This window comes from Amycolatopsis kentuckyensis (assembly GCF_002155975.1).
Taxonomy (GTDB): Bacteria; Actinomycetota; Actinomycetes; order Mycobacteriales; family Pseudonocardiaceae; genus Amycolatopsis; species Amycolatopsis kentuckyensis.
The window spans coordinates 22,679-37,238 of the sequence record NZ_MUMI01000368.1; the positions used below are offsets into that span (position 1 = coordinate 22,679).

Here is a 14,560-nt window from a genome sequence, read left to right on the forward strand (position 1 = left end):
GACCGGCCATGACGGAACCGGCACACGAATCGGCCGTGGCGCTCGTCGGGATGGCGGGGCGGTTCCCGGGCGCCGCCGACGTCGAGCAGCTGCGCCGCAACCTCGCGGCCGGGACCCCCGGCCTGCGCGAACTGACCGACGCGGAGCTCGCCGCCGCGGGCGTGGACCCGGCCACCCCGGGCCACGTCCGTGTCGGCGGCCCCGTCGCCGGCGGTGTCGAGACGTTCGACGCCGCCGCCTTCGGGCTTTCCGCGCGCGAGGCGAAAACCCTGGAACCGCACCACCGGCTCCTGCTGGAGTGCTCGTGGGAAGCCCTGGAACGGGCCGGCTACCGGCCGACCGACCCCGGCGTGCCCGTCGGGCTGTTCGCCGGCTGCGCGTTCCCCGACTACCTGACCCGCAACGTCGCCGGCCTCGCCGCGGAACCGGGCGGCAAGCCCCTGCTGTCCGCGGGCGTGGAACGCGACTCGCTCACCTCGCTCGTGTCGTACAAGCTGGGCCTGCGCGGCCCGGCGATCACCGTGCAGACGTACTGCTCGACGTCGCTGGTCGCGGTGCACCTGGCCTGCCAGAGCCTGCTGACCTACGAGTGCGACCTGGCCCTGGCCGGGGGTGCGGCGCTGCCGCTGCCCCAAACCGGCGGGCACTGCTTCGAAGAGGGCGGCATCCTCTCGCCCGACGGCCGGGTGCGGGCCCTCGACGCGGCCGCGAACGGCACGGTGATGGGCTCCGGGGCGGCGGTCGTCGCGCTGAAACGCCTGGAGGACGCCCTCGCCGACGGCGACGTCGTGCACGCGGTGATCCTCGGTTCGGCGGTCAACAACGACGGCCGCGACCGCGCCGGCTACCCCGCTCCCGGGGTGGCCGGGCAGGCAGCGGTGGTCGACACCGCGCTGGCCGTGGCCGGGGTGAAGCCCGAGACGGTGGGGTACGTCGAGTGCCACGCCGTCGGCACGCCGCTGGGCGACTCGATCGAGCTGGCCGCGCTCAACCGGGTCTTCGGGCCGGGACGCGCGGCGCCGTGCGTGCTCAGCTCGGTCAAGCCGAGCATCGGGCACCTCGACCGCGCGTCCGGCGTCACGTCGCTGATCCGGGCGGCGCTGAACCTGCGTGACGGCGTGCTGCCGGGTACTCGGGGTTTCCGCAAGCCGAATCCCGCGCTCGGGGACCGGTTCACCGTGCTGCCCGCCGACGTCCCCTGGCCCGCGGACGGAACGCCGCGGCGGGCGGGGGTCAGCTCGTTCGGCGTCGGGGGGACGAACGCGCACGTCGTCCTCGAGCAGCCGCCGGTGCGGGAACCCCGGCGTTCGAGCGGCCCCGGGTTGCTGACCTTTTCCGCCGGAGATCCTGCCGCCCTCGACGAGGTGACGGCGCGGCTGCGTGCCCACCTGGTTTCGCACCCGGACCTCGACCTCGGCGACGTCGCTTTCACGCTGCAGGTGTCGCGGGGCCACTTCGCGCTCCGCCGGGCGGTGGTGGTCCGCGACCTCCCGGACGCGGTGACGGCCCTGGCCGACCCCGCCCGGTGGATCGACGGCGAGACCCGCCGCCGCGACCCGCGGGTCCGCCTGGTCGCGGGCACCGGCTCCGGCTGGGCGCCGACGGCCGCGGCGGCCCACCGCCTGCTGGCCGGGGCCGGGGTACCCGCGCCGCCCGCCACCCGCGAGGGGGCGCTGTCGGCGTTGACGGCCGGGCTGACCCGGCTGGGTGTCCGGCTGGACGAGAGCGCCACCGAGACGCTTTCCGTCGACGGCGGTTCGGCTGACGAGTGGCTCCTTTCCGCGGTGGCCCGGCTGTGGCTCGCGGGCTGCACCGTGGACTGGCCGGCCTTGCACCGCGGTGCGGGGCGCCGGGTGGAGCTGCCGCCGTACCCGTTCCAGCGCAAGCGATTCTGGGTCGATGCGGTTCTTGCTCCGCGTCCGGTTGCCCACGTGCCTTCGTGGCGGCTCGACCCGCAGCCTGTGACCGGCCTGGAGAACCGGGTGCGGGCGGCGGGACCGTGGCTGGTGTTCGCCTCTGATCCGGTCGGCGAGGCGCTGGCTGCCCGTATCACCCTGGCGGGGGCCGAAGTGACCACCGTGCGCCCGGGTCCCGAGTTCGCGTTCCTGGACACCGGTGACTTCGTCGTGGGGCCGGGCGGCCTGCCGTCGCTGCTGCGGTCGCTGGTCGTGGTCCCGCGGACGGTCGTGCACGGCTTCGCACTGGGTGGCTCACCGGGGGAGGTCGAGGTGGCGGCCCGGTTGTGGCCCGGGATGGTGACGCTGACTTCCGGTGCCGTGGGTGTCCTGGGGCCCGACTTGACCACGCCTGCGCACGCGGCGCTCACGGCGCTGACCCCGCGGCACGTGGACGTGGGTGCGGACGCTGCGGTCGACCAGGTCCTGGCGGCGGTGCTGCACGCGGAGTCCCCGCTGGCGGTGCGTGGTGACCAGTCGTGGCGGCCGCATCACGAGCAGTGGGAGCCGGCTGGGCACGCCGAAGCCGAGGTGCACCACGACGTGCCGGACCTGGGTGGCAGGCGGGGGATCCTCGTCGTCCGCCCGGATCCGGCCGGTCGCGTGCTGGCCGCCGAAGCTCGCGTGGCGCGGCTTGCCGGCCGCGGGCAGTGGACGACGGTGGTATCGGCTTCGGACCCCGCGCCGGAGGTGCTCGCCGCGGTGGCTGCCGCCGACCATCTGACCGAGGTGGTGTTTTCCGGAGTTCCCCTTGCCCGGCCGGTCTCCCGCTCCGAGTCTGTTCGGCTATCGGGTGCGGTCCGGCCGCGGCCGGCGCTGGGCACGCCGTTCGTGGAGCCGGAGCCGGGCCTCGAGCAGGAGGTGGCGGCCCGCTGGGCGGTGGCACTGGGCTACCAGGAGGTCGGCGCGGACGACAACTTCTTCGACCTGGGCGGCCGCTCGGCAGGAGCGGTCCGCATCGCGGCCCACTGGAACCTCCCGGCGACGGCGGTCGTCGAGCTCCCGACGGTCCGGTTGCTCGCCGCCCGCATCGCCGGACTGCGTGTTTGACCCGAGCACCGGGTTCAGGGCCGGATCCAGAGGGCTCGGCTGCTCGCCAGGAGTACCCCGACCGTCCGGGAGGCGTGCCGCGGCGCTGACCGGATTGCCCGGACACCCGAGATCGCCCCGCTGCCAACCACCGGCATCGAGCGTCCAGACGACCGAGCAGGATCGGCTCGACCCGTTCCGGACCTGCTCACGGCGTTCTCCGATCAGCACCGGCCGGCCCGCTTCGTCGACGGTCCCACGCTTCCAGTCGCCGGGTTCCCCGGTCACCACCAGCGGGCCGGCCGCGGAAACCCCGGCCAGCAGCCACTTCCCGCCGGTACGCAGCACCGTGGTGACAGAGGGGTCGCTCGCTCGCACCAGGACGTCGGACCGCGTCCACGTTTCGCCCGCGTCCCCGGAGGCCCACACCCGCATGCCCGCGCCGGCGAAGACGGCCACGAGGACCCGGTCACCCTCGGCCGCGATCGCCGTCGGCTCCCAGCAGCCCGGCCGGTCCAGCGGCAACCCGATCTCGTGTGCGGTGCGCCCCTCGTCGCCGGACACCCACGCGACCGGCTGGGGACTGTTGCCGGGAGTTTCACGGACACCGACGCCGACCAGGTGCCGGCCCGCACGGACCAGCGCCACCGCCCGCCGGTCGGACTCCGGCTGGAAGAGCCGGACGACCGCGCCGGAGCGGTCCCGCCGGGTGAACCACGGGCCGAGCCCGATCACGGATCCGTCCGGTCCCGGTACGGCGGCGGTGGCGGTGAAGGCGGTGGCGGCCTGCTCCGGCCCGCCGTCCGGTACCCGGTCGAGCGCGAGCCGGGTGCAGCCGTCCGCGCCCAGCCAGGTCGCCGGGAAGCGGCCGCCGTTGGCCCTCGAATAGCTGACGAAGCCGAGCACGCAGTCGCCGGCCGGCACCAGCGTCATCGGTCCTTCGTAGGCCGACTCCTCCGGTGCCGGGTACTGGATCGCGCCGGGTCGCACGACGAAACCCAGCGCGCCGACCGGATCACCGGGCGACAGGGGCCTGGGTCGCACGCCACGAGTGCGGTCAGCGACAGCGCCAGAATTCCCCCGAGTTTTCTCACGAGCGGGAACCTTGCCAGCGGAAGGTCACGTTCGAGCCGCGCGGAGGTGCGGGGTTCGGTGATGGGCCCGCCGCCAAGGGCAAAGCGCTGCGGCCGGGTGGGCCGGAGCAGATCCTCCTGCTCCGGCACCGCGAAGTGCCTGCCACCGAGCACGTGCCCGCGGAACGGCGCACCGTCTGCTCCGCCGGTTCGGTCCGCATCGCCGTGCTGCATTCGTGAGCGAACCGACCGGGCCCTTCCCGGGATGGGGACGGGGCTCTCTGTCAGCTGCGGCCTTCGAGCTCGCGGTAGCGGGCGACCTCGGGATCGGGCGGGCCGTCCATCCCCAGATCCTTGCGCATCGACTCGCGCAGCTCGGCGTTGGTCCGCCAGAGATCTTCCCGCGCTCGCACGTAGGCGTCGCTTCGGATGTCCGGGGTGGCTACGAGTGTGTCCCTCACCGCAGCCAGCGCGTCGCAAGTATCGACGGCCAGCTTGATGATATCGGCGGGTGCGGTGAGGGAGAGGCTCTGCCGGAAACGCCACAATCCGGATCCGTCGAACGCTTCGTGAAGGGCCAGGTACCGCCTGGACTCGGGGTCGTCGCCCGCTTGGAGCACGGTCGATCGCATGCTCGAATGACTCTGGCTCAACGCCATGAGGAACTCGATGTAGACCTCCCGGCGCTGCTGGGCCCGGTCCTTCTCCCGGTCACGGGTCCAGCGGAACCTCTCGACAAGGAGTGCCGAACCCACACCGACGACAGCGCCGATCAGCGTGGCGAGGGGCGTGACCCAGTTCATGAGCGAGGATGATAGTGCGGTCGCGCACGGGTGATGGGCCCGTCGCCAGGGGTATTGGCGGCGGGCCCACCACGTTCAGGGGGCGCTACGACCAGGGACGGAGAGCGGCGGCCAGGTGGGCCAGGGTGACGTCTTCCTGCTCCAGCACCGCGAAGTGCCCGCCCTCCAGGACGTGCCCGCGGAACGGCCGGACCGTCTGCTCCCGCCAGGCCAGCACCGAATCGACACTCGCGCGCACGTCCGAGGTGCTCGCCAGCGCCGTCACCGGGAGGTCGAGGGGTGCTCCGGAGGTGTACGCGTAAGTGTTCTTCACCGTCAGATCCGCCCGGATCGGCGGCAGGATGAGCCGCAGCACGCGCGGGTCGTTCAGGAACACCTCCGGTGTCCCGCCCAAGGTGCGCAGCAGCGCCACGATCTCCGCGTCGCCCATGCCCGCCACGATCGGGTCGTCCGGGGTCGGCCACTGCGGGGCCGGGCAGCCCGACACCACCAGGTGCACCGGCGGAACGGCCCCGCGGCGGGCGATCTCCCGCACCAGCTCGAACCCGACCAGCGCGCCCAGGCTGTGGCCGTAGACCGCGTAGGGCGAGTCGGCCGACAGCACGGAGTCCGCCAGATCGGCGACGTACGAAGACATCGACGTGTACGGCGTGTCCCGCTGCCGCGTCTCGCGGCCCGGCGGCTGGACCGGGCACACCGTCACCCCGGGCAGCCGGCCGATCCACGAGCGGAACGCCGACGCCGAGCCGCCCGCGTGCGGCAGGCAGTACAGCCGCACGTTCCCCGCCGTCACGGGGAACGGCAGCCAGCGGCTCGCCACCGCCGTCGTCACGACTCCACCTCGAGCGTCACGTACCCGGGCGGCTCCTGGATCTCGGCCAGATCGGCCGCCAGCACCACGTGCGCACCGTCGCGGGAGACCTCGCGGAACCCGCTGAACGCGTACGTGATCTGCATCATCCGGTTCCGGCCGGTCTCGACGAAGTCCGCGCGCAGCCCCGCGCCCGCGGCCCGGGCCAGGCCCATGACGTGGCCCAGCAGCACCGTCCCGACCCCGCGCGACATCACCCGGCACGACATCAGCATCATGTTGAGCCGCCAGTCCGGCGAGCCCTTCTCCAGCAGCGCCAGGCCGATCTTGCCGTAGGAGCCGAACTTGTCGGTCAGTGACGCAACCAGCAGCACGTGCTCGGGAGACGAGCGCAGCGCGTCCAGCTCGTCGTAGGAGTACGTCCGGCCGGTCGAGTTGAGCTGGTTGGTGCGGACCGTCAGCTCCTCCGCTCGCTGCAGGTCCTCCCGCTTGGCCGGCGCGATGGTGAACCGCAGGTCCAGGCTGGCCAGGAAGTCCTCGCCGGTGCCGGCGAAGTCCGCCTCGACGTCGTCGCGCGCGAGCTGGCTGAAGTACATCCCGCGCCGCTGCGCCGACTCGTCGGTGACGAACCTCGGCGCGAACTCCGGGCGCCGCAACACCTCGTCGGCGTCGAGAACGTCCACTGTGGTCACCTGCGGCAGCGCGAACGCCACCTCGGCGCGCTCGAACTCCTGGTCGTCGACGAACGCGAACGCGTCCAGCCCCAGGTTGAGCTTCTGCGCGAGCTGGCCGATCGACACCGACTTCGCGTTCCACGAAATGCGCGGGAACAGGAAGTACTCGTCCAGCCCGAACTCGCGCAGTTTCGCCATCGCGGCTTCGTGGTCGTTCTTGCTGGCGACCGAGTGCAGCACGCCCATCGCGTCGAGGCGCTTGACGTGCTCGACCACCCACGGCCGCAGCCGGACGTCGCCGTCCTCCAGGAGGACCCCGTCCCAGACGGTGTTGTCGAGGTCCCACACCACGCACTTGATCTTGCCCTGGACCGGCTTGACGGTCGCCGGTTCGATGAGACTGGTCACGGTACCTGCTTCCGGTAGGCCTCGGCGGCGATGGTCATCCGCTGGATCTCGGTGCTGCCCTCGATGATCTCCATGACCTTCGAGTCCCGGTAGAACCGGGCGACGGGGTAGTCCCCGCTGCAGCCGTTGGCGCCGTGCACCTGCACGGCCTCCGACGCGTGCTTCGCGGCCGCGACCGAGGCGAAGTACTTGGCCACCCAGGTGGCCATGATCGTGGCCGAGTCGCCCCGGTCCTTGAGCCGGCCGGCCTCGGCCAGCAGCAGCCGGGCCGCGCGGACGTCGGTGACCATGTCCGACAGCTTCGCCTGGATCAGCGGCAGGTCCTTGAGCGGCTGCCCGCCGACGGTGCGCCGGCTCGTGTAGTCCGCGCACGCGTCGGCGCACGCCTGGATGATGCCCACCGACCCGGCCGCCACGCTGTAGCGGCCGAGGTCGAGCGTGCCGGTGAGGACCATGCCGGAGGCGAACCCGCTCGGCCCGAGTAGGGCGTCGGCACCCAGCCGGACGCCGTCGAAGGCGATGGAGGCCAGCATCGACGACCGCGTCCCGAGGATGTCGTCGATCGGGGTGACCGTGACGCCGGGCGCGTCGCGCGGCACCAGCAGCGCGATCGTGCTGGCCGGGCCCTTCGCGAAGACCAGGAACAGGTCGGCGCGCTGCCCGTTGGTGGTCCACTTCTTGAGGCCGTCGAGCCGCCAGCCGTCGCCGTCGGGGGTGGCGGTGGTGGTGATCGCGGCCGTGTCGCTGCCCGCGCCGGGCTCCGACAGGCAGAACGCGCCCAGGACGCGCCCGCTCGCCAGCTCCGGCCCCCACCGGTGCTGCTGCGCCTCGGTGCCGAAGCGCAGCAACGCCCAGGAGAGCATGGTGTGCACGGTCAGCAGGCTGCGGACCGACGAGCAGCCGCGGCCGACCTCCTCGTGGATTTCGCCGAGGGTGACCATGCCGGTGCCGGAGCCGCCGAGCGCGGGCGGCAGGAACGGCGCCCACAGCCCGGCCTCGGCGATCCCGTCGAGGAGGTCCTCGGGGATGCGCCCGGCCTTGTCCCACGCGTCGGCGAAGGGGACGACGTGCTCGTCCACGAAGGTCCGCGCGGCCTCGCGGCCGGGCGCGCGGACCGCGGTGAGTACCTCCGGCACGGCTCAGCCCACCGTCGCGGCCGGGCGCAGGCGGCCGACCAGCTCGGTCATCGCCGCCGCGGTGCGGAAGTTGTCGATCCGCAGCTCCTCGTTCGGGATGGTGACGGCGAAGGTCTTCTCCAGGTGCATCACCAGCTCCATGGCGAACAGGGAGTTGATGTAGCCGAGCGAGAAGATGTCCTCGGTCGCGGTGATCTCGGCCTGCGGGAAGCGGCCGGTGATGAAGGCGAGGATGTCGCCGGTGGTCTCGGACATGGTGTCGTCTCCTTCGGTTTGCGGGGGAATCAGCTGTAGGTGTAGAAGCCGCGGCCGGACTTGCGGCCGTGCAGGCCGGCGTCGGTCATCTGCTTGAGCAGCGGGCACGGGCGGTACTTGGAGTCGGCGTAGTGCTCGTAGAGCACCTCGACGCTGTAGAGGATCGTGTCGACGCCGATCAGGTCGGCCGTTTCCAGCGGGCCCATCGGGTGGCCGAAGCAGCCGCGGAACACCTCGTCCACCGACTCGGCGGTGGCGACGCCCTCGTGCACCAGGTAGGCGGCCTCGTTGACGGTCAGCATCAGCACGCGGTTGGACACGAAGCCCGACGCGTCCTTCACGTCGACCCAGCGCTTCCCGATGCTGGTCAGCAGCTCGCGGGTGCGCAGGATCGTCTCCGGCGTGGTGTGGAAGCCCGGGATCAGCTCCACCACGGGCTTCTGCGGCACCGGGTTCATGAAGTGCACGCCGATGACGCGGCCCGGGTTCTTCCCGACCGACGCGATGCGGGTGATCGGGACGGCGGAGGTGTTGGCGATGATCACCGTGTCCGGGCCGCAGACCTCGTCGAGCTCGGCGTGCACGGCGGCCTTGACGTCCCAGTCCTCGGTCACGTTCTCGACGAGGATCTCGGTCTTGTCCAGCGCGGCCAGGCCGACCGCGGTGGTGATCCGGGCGAGGATGTCGTCCGCGTCGAGCGCGGGGCCGCCCATGAGCCGGCTGAGCCGGCAGTTGCGCGTGATCGCGGCGCGCGCCTCTTCGAGGATCCGCTCGTCCTTGTCGACCAGCACGACCTCGTGACCGGCGGCGGCGAAGTCCTGGGCGACGCCGATGCCCATGACACCGGCGCCCACCACTCCCGTGACTGCCATGACTGTTCCCTTTCTCTGGAAGGACTTCTGGGTCAGGCCCGGCGCCGTCGGGCGGCCGCGGCCTTGATGCCGGAGCGGCGCAGCTGTCCCTGCGCCTGGCTGCCGGGTGCGGGTTCGGGGGCCTCCGGGCCGCCGGCGGCGATCTTCGCGAGCGCGGCGACGGTCGGGGCCTCGTGGATGATGTGCGGCGGCAGTTCCGCGTCCGGGAACGCGGTGCGCAGCGTCGCCAGCAGCGAGATGCCGAGCAGGGACGTGCCGCCGAGCTCGAAGAAGTTGTCCGACGCGCCGACCCGGTCCAGGCGCAGCGCGTCGCACCACGCCTCGGCCACCGCGCGTTCGGCGTCGCCCTCGGGCTCCTGGAACGGCGTGACCAGCTCCGGCCGCGGGTGCCGGTCGGCCGTCGAGCCGCCGTGCGCGGCCGAGGTGACCGCGTCGACGCTGAACCGAGCGGCCACGTTCGTCACGGCCGGAAGGTCCTGTGTGGACACGACGACGTGCGGTTCGCCCGAGGCCAGCGCCCGCAGCAGCGTGCGCCAGCCCTGGTCGAAGTCGATGCCGAACTTGGCGCGGTGCTCGCGGAAGTAGGTCTGGATGTCCTCCTCGTACCCGGAAAGCCCCTCGTCCCAGGCGTTCCACGTCCACTCGCCCCACGAGATCGACACCGTGCGGCCGCCGTGGCAGGCGGCGTAGGCGTCGAGCCACGCGTTGCCCGCGCAGTAGTCGACCTGGCCGGGACCACCGCCGGTGACCGACGTGATCGAGGAGAACAGCGCGACGAAGTCGAGCTCCAGGCCGGCGGTGGCCGCGCTGAGCGCCCGGGAGCCGGGCAGCTTCGGGGCGAGGACCTGGTCGGCGTCGCCGGGCTCCTTGAACTGCATCAGCCCGGTGCCCGGCACGCCCGCGGTGTGCAGGATGCCGTGCAGCGCCCCGAACCGCCCGACCGCGACGGCGACCGCGCGCCGCACGTCGGCCTCCTCGGCGACGTCGCCTTCGACGACCACCACTTCACCGCCGAGCGCCTCGATCGCCAGGACGCGGCCGACGCGGTCGCGGATCGTGCCGGGCACCTCGTCGGTACCGTCGGCGATCCCGGCCCAGCGCTCGCGCGGCGGCAGGCCGCGGCGGCCGAACAGCACCAGTTTCGCGTGGCTGTCGCGGGCCAGCCGCTCGGCCATCGCCAGCCCGATCCCGCCGAGGCCGCCGGTGATCAGGTAGACGCCGTGCTCGCGCAGGACGTCCTTCGCCTGCTCGATCGGCTGCGGCGCCAGGACTTCGTAGCCGGGCAGCCAGCGCCGTGCCCCGCGCAGCGCGACCGTGCGGCCGGGGGCGGGCCGGTGCAGTTCGGCGAGCACCGCGGCGGCACCGGCGGCCGCGTCGACGTCGATCAGCCGCGTCTGCACACCGGGGTATTCCATCGGGATGACCAGGTTCGGCCCGGTGAGCGTGGCCGCGTCGGGCCGGAGCTCGCCGTCGTGCAGGACGCGCTGGGTGCCGGTGGCGGCGAGGTCGAGCGTCCAGCCGCCGAGGCCCAGCTCGCCGGCGGCGCGGGCCAGCGCGACGAGCGTGTGCAGGCCGAGGGCGAGGGCGTCGCCGTCGTCGAGGTTCCACAGGTGGACGACCCGGTCGAGCCGGGTACCGCCGCGCTTGAGGTCGCGCAGCAGCTTCAGCAGGTCGTCGACGTCGCCGGGGCGGACGGTGGCGTCCGGGCCCGGCCGGTACCCCGCGCCCGGCCGGACCACGGTCACCGGGTCGCCGGTGCGGCGGATCCCGTCGAGGACGTCCTCGGCGAGGCCGGGACGGGCGAACACGAGCCAGGACGCGGGCTGCGGCGCGGCGGGCGCGGCCGAGGTCTGGCGCCAGGTGGGCAGGTTGATCCACTGCTCCTCCGGCAGCAGCGGGATCCGGTCGAACTCTTCCAGCGGGCCCTCCGCGGGCGTTTCGATCCGGGTGGCACCCGCGGCGGGGGCCGCCTCGATCCAGTAGCGCTGCCGCTGGAAGGGGTAGGTCGGCAGCGGCACCCGGCCCGGGGCGGACCCGCGGTAGACCGGCGTCGCCGTGCCACGGCCGTGGTAGGCGGACCAGTCCAGGTCCGCGCCGAGCAGCCACAGCCGGGCGAGGCCGTCGGTGAGCACCTCGTCGGCCGGCCGCGGGTCGTCGGCGGCGGGCAGCGTGGCGGTGATCAGCGGCCAGCGGGTCGCCGGGCTCAGGCCGCGCAGCAGCGCGCCGAGCGACGGGCCGGGGCCGATCTCGACGACGGCCAGGTGCTCGTCGGCCAGCAGTTCGGTGGCGGCGTCGGCGAACCGCACGGTCTCGCACATGTGCCGTGCCCAGTACCCGGGGTCGGTGACCAGCTCGGCGGTCGCGTGGCCGCCGGTGACGTCGGACAGGTAGGGCAGCTCGGGCGCGTTGAGCGTGACGTTCGCGGCGATCCACGCGGTCAGCTCGGCCGCGGCGGGGGCCAGCATCCGCGAGTGGAAGGCGTGGCTGGTCCGCAGCGGACGGCACGGGACGTCGGCGGCCCGCAGGTCCTGCGCGAGCTGGTCGACGGCCCCGCTCTCCCCGGCCACCACGACCAGCTCCGGCCCGTTCACGGCGGCGATGTCGAGGTGGCGCGCGGCGAGGCCGAACCGGGCTTCCAGGTCGGTGGCGGACAGCGGTACCGCGGCCATCGAGCCGCCCGGCAGGGCGGCGATCAGCTCCGCGCGCCGGGTGACCAGCGCCAGGGCGTCCTCGAGCGAGAGCACCCCGGCCAGGCAGGCGGCGACGTACTCGCCGAGGCTGTAGCCGAGCATCGCGGCGGGCCGCAGCCCCCAGTCCACGAGCGTCCGGGCCAGCGCGTAGTCCACGGCGAACATCAGCGGCTGCGCCAGTTCGGTGCGCTGCAGCTTCTCGGCGCGCGGGTCCTCGTCGCCGGTGCGGCCGAGCAGCGCGGCCAGGCTCGGCCCGCCGCCGCGCTCGCCGGTGACGAGGTCGCCGTCGAGGTGCCCGAGGCAGTCGTCGAGGTGGGCGCGGAAGACCGGCTCACGCCGGTAGAGCTCGCCCACCAGGCCCGGGTACTGCTCGCCGACGCCGGCGAAGAGGAACGCCACCGGCCGGCCCTGCACCGGCTCCACCCGGGTCGCGGGCGCGCCGGTCAGCGCGGCGGCCGCACTGTCCACATCGGACGCCACGGCCACCCGCCGGTGCTCGAACGTCTTGCGCCCCTCCTGGAGCGTGAAGGCGACGTCGGCCAGCCGCGCGTCCGGGGTGCCGCCGAGGTGCTCGCCGAGCCGCCGGGCGGCCGTGTCCGCGGCCTCGGCGGTGCGGGCCGAGACCGGCAGCACCTGGTAGCGGCGTTCGGTGTCCGGGTCGCCCGGAGGCGGCGCGGGCCGGTCGGGCGGCTGTTCGACGACGACGTGCACGTTGGTGCCTCCCATGCCCAGCGAGTTGAGCCCGGCGATCCGCGGGCGGCCGCCGCCGGGGTGCCACGGCGCGAGCTCGGCGGCCACCCGGAACGGGCTGTGCGCGAAGTCGATTTCCGGGTTCGGCGCGGTGTAGTGCAGCGTCGGCGGGATCAGGCCCTCGCGGACGACCAGCGACGCCTTGATCAACCCGGCCGTGCCCGCGGCGCGGTCGAGGTGCCCGACGTTCGGCTTCACCGAACCCAGGGCGCAGTACTGCTTCTCGGCGGTGTCGCCGAACGCGCGGGTCAGCGCGGCGACCTCGATCGGGTCGCCCAGCTCGGTCGCGGTGCCGTGGGCCTCGACGTATCCGACGTCTTCGGCGGCGACGCGGGCGTCGGCCATCGCGTCGGCGATGACCCGTGACTGCCCGCCGACGCTCGGCGCGGTGTAGCCGACCTTGAGGGCGCCGTCGTTGTTCATCGCCGAGCCGCGGATCACCGACCAGATGTGGTCGCCGTCGCGCAGGGCCGCGCCGAGCTTCTTCAGCACGACGACGGTGGCGCCGTCGCCGAACATGCTGCCGTGGGCCTGGGCGTCGAAGGTGCGCACGTGCCCGTCCGGCGACTCCTGGCCACCGGGGGAGTGCAGGTGCCCGATCCGGTCGGGCACGCGGACCGAGACGCCGCCCGCGAGCGCCATCTCGCAGTCGCCCGCCCGGATGCTGCGCATCGCCGTGTGCACGGCGACCAGCGACGTCGAGCAGAACGTCTGCACCGCCATGCTCGGGCCGCGCAGGTCGAACAGGTAGGACACGGTGGTGGTGAGCGCGTCCTTGTCGTTGCCCATCACCAGCTCGTAGATGCTGGCGTCGGCGTCGGAGGTGAACTGCCCGGCGATGCCGAGCAGGTACGTCGAGAGGTTGCAGCCGCCGAACACCCCGACCCGGCCGCGTTCGCCGGGCTTTGCGTACCCGGCCTGCTCCAGGGCTTCCCAGCAGACCTCCAGGAACAGCCGCTGCTGGGGATCGGTCAGCGCGGCCATGCGCGGGCTGAGGCCGAAGAACGCGGCGTCGAAGCCGGTGACGTCGTCGAGCACCGGCCGCGCCGGCACGTAGGCGGGGTCGCGGACCTGGGCCGGGTCGACGCCGGCGGCGATGAGCTCGTCGGGGCTGAAGAAGGTGATCGACTCGACGCCGTCGCAGAGGTTGCGCCAGAACTCGTCGACCGTGCCCGCGCCGGGGAACCGGCCGGCCATGCCGACGATGGCGATGTGCCGGTCCAGCTCGTCGTCGTCGGCGATGGTCACGACCGGCGCCGTGACCTGGGCCGGTGCCTGGTCGTCGAGGGTGGCGGCGAGTGCCTGGACGGTGGGCAGCTCGAACAGCGTGACGGTGGGGATGGCGACGCCGAAGCGGTCCTTGACCAGGGCGAGCATCTGCAGGGCGAGCAGCGAGTTGCCGTTGAGGTCGAAGAAGTTGTCCCGGGTGCCGACGGGTTCGACGCCCAGCACGGACGACCAGACCTCGGCGAGCCCGCGTTCGGTGGCGGTCATCGGCGGGGTGTAGGGCTGGGGCAGGTCGGGCCGGGGGAACCGGTCGGCGGTGGTGGTGGTGGTGGTGACCTTCCGGGCGCCGGGGAGGCGCTCTTCGATGCCGCCTGCGGCGACGACCACGGCCGGGCCGGCGTGCGCGGTGAGCCGGTCGAACGCCGTCAGGGCCTGGGCGCGGGTCATGGCGTGCTTGGCCATGGAGGCGCCGAGCCGCGGGTCGAGCCGTTCCAGGGTGCCGGGCCAGGTGTCCCAGGCGGCGGCGACCCACCCGGGACGGCCGTGGGCTTCGGCGAGCAGGGCCGCGTTGGCGGCGGCGTAGCTGCCGAAGGTGACCCCGCCGAGGAGCGCCGAGGTGGACGAGAAGAGGAGTGTCCACTCGGGACGGTCTGCTTCCGGGAGTCCGTCGAGCGCCGCGGCCAGCACCCGTGCCCCGCCGACCTTGGCGGCGAAGTGCCGGGCGATCCCCGCCTCGTCCACTTCGGACAGCGGCCGGAATCCGGCGGGATCGGAGTCCGCGGCGGCGTGGACGATGCCGTCGAAGCGTTCGGTGAGCAGCGCCCGCACCGCGGCGGGATCGCCGATGTCGACGCGAGGGGTGTGCACGTCGGCGCCC

8 protein-coding genes are annotated in these 14,560 nt (G+C 73.5%); 1 reads left to right on the forward strand and 7 read right to left on the reverse strand.

Annotated elements, in window-relative coordinates; genetic code table 11:
• Nucleotides 1-8: 8 nt before the first annotated feature.
• Nucleotides 9-3,005, forward strand: a complete 2,997-nt coding sequence (locus CCN39_RS51275) for a beta-ketoacyl synthase N-terminal-like domain-containing protein (RefSeq protein ID WP_086848264.1) — start codon at nucleotides 9-11, stop codon at nucleotides 3,003-3,005.
• 1,336 nt (nucleotides 3,006-4,341) lie between these two features.
• Here the strand turns inward: CCN39_RS51275 and CCN39_RS31760 are convergent.
• The 7 genes from CCN39_RS31760 to CCN39_RS31790 form a co-directional block, all read right to left on the reverse strand.
• The gene (locus CCN39_RS31760; protein ID WP_086848265.1) at nucleotides 4,342-4,860 is read right to left on the reverse strand and encodes a hypothetical protein; all 519 of its coding nucleotides are present in this window, start codon (nucleotides 4,858-4,860) and stop codon (nucleotides 4,342-4,344) included.
• A gap of 85 nt (nucleotides 4,861-4,945) precedes the next feature.
• Nucleotides 4,946-5,692, reverse strand: a complete 747-nt coding sequence (locus CCN39_RS31765) for a thioesterase II family protein (protein WP_086848267.1) — start codon at nucleotides 5,690-5,692, stop codon at nucleotides 4,946-4,948.
• Nucleotides 5,689-6,753 (reverse strand): HAD-IIIC family phosphatase, encoded by a 1,065-nt coding sequence (locus tag CCN39_RS31770; RefSeq protein ID WP_086848268.1) that lies wholly within the window; start codon nucleotides 6,751-6,753, stop codon nucleotides 5,689-5,691. The genes CCN39_RS31765 and CCN39_RS31770 overlap by 4 nt, the downstream gene beginning before the upstream one ends.
• The gene (locus tag CCN39_RS31775; RefSeq protein ID WP_086848270.1) at nucleotides 6,750-7,889 is read right to left on the reverse strand and encodes an acyl-CoA dehydrogenase family protein; all 1,140 of its coding nucleotides are present in this window, start codon (nucleotides 7,887-7,889) and stop codon (nucleotides 6,750-6,752) included. The genes CCN39_RS31770 and CCN39_RS31775 overlap by 4 nt, the downstream gene beginning before the upstream one ends.
• Nucleotides 7,890-7,892: 3 nt before the next feature.
• Nucleotides 7,893-8,144 (reverse strand): acyl carrier protein, encoded by a 252-nt coding sequence (locus CCN39_RS31780; RefSeq protein WP_003066161.1) that lies wholly within the window; start codon nucleotides 8,142-8,144, stop codon nucleotides 7,893-7,895.
• A gap of 29 nt (nucleotides 8,145-8,173) precedes the next feature.
• Entirely contained in the window at nucleotides 8,174-9,016 is an 843-nt protein-coding gene (locus CCN39_RS31785; RefSeq protein WP_086848272.1) for a 3-hydroxyacyl-CoA dehydrogenase family protein, read from the reverse strand.
• 32 nt (nucleotides 9,017-9,048) lie between these two features.
• Entirely contained in the window at nucleotides 9,049-14,550 is a 5,502-nt protein-coding gene (locus CCN39_RS31790; protein ID WP_086848274.1) for a type I polyketide synthase, read from the reverse strand.
• Nucleotides 14,551-14,560 lie beyond the last annotated feature (10 nt).